At 58.1% G+C, this 633-nt stretch carries 1 pseudogene; it reads left to right on the top strand.

The window, feature by feature from the left end:
• Positions 1-633, top strand: a pseudogene (locus tag CFR80_RS18845) (IS3 family transposase); the annotation flags it as partial.

The raw sequence follows: 633 nt of genomic DNA, 5'->3' as shown, positions 1-633 counted from the left end.
GAACTGACGCTGGCGGAGTTGGCGTCGAAACATGGCGTGCATCAGACGATGATCGCCCAATGGAAGCGCCAGGCGATCGAAGGCATGGCAAGCCTTTTTTCTGGTAAGTCAGTAACGGAACCTTCAGTCAGCCCTGCTGATGTAGAGAAACTGCATGCCAAGATCGGCCAGTTGCTGGTGGAACGGGATTTTTTGCGGGATGCCTCTGCTCGGTTGGGCGTGATCAGAGGCGGCAGATGATTGACCCGAAGCGAGCGCGTCTGCCGATAATCCGGCAATGCACGCTGCTGCAACTCAACCGGTCGGGCGTCTACTATCGGCCTGTGCCACAGAGCGAGGCCAATCTGGAGCTGATGCGGCTGATCGACGCCCAGTTCCTGGAAACGCCCTATTATGGCTCACGGCAGATGACATGGCATCTGCGCCGCCTGGGACATGAAGTGGGCCGCAAGCGGGTCCGGCGGCTCATGGCGATCATGGGCCTGCGGGCGATCTACCAGAAGCCGCGCACGACCGTGCCCCATCCGGAGCATCGGAAATATCCATATCTTCTGCGGGATCTGGTCATCAATCGGCCTGACCAGGTCTGGTGTTCCGATATCACATATATTCCCATGAAACGGGGATTTCTCT

It is taken from the genome of Komagataeibacter oboediens (assembly GCF_003207815.1).
Taxonomy (GTDB): Bacteria; Pseudomonadota; Alphaproteobacteria; order Acetobacterales; family Acetobacteraceae; genus Komagataeibacter; species Komagataeibacter oboediens.
Note: the sequence above shows the minus strand (reverse complement) of the source record. Positions and strands in the feature narration are given on the sequence as shown.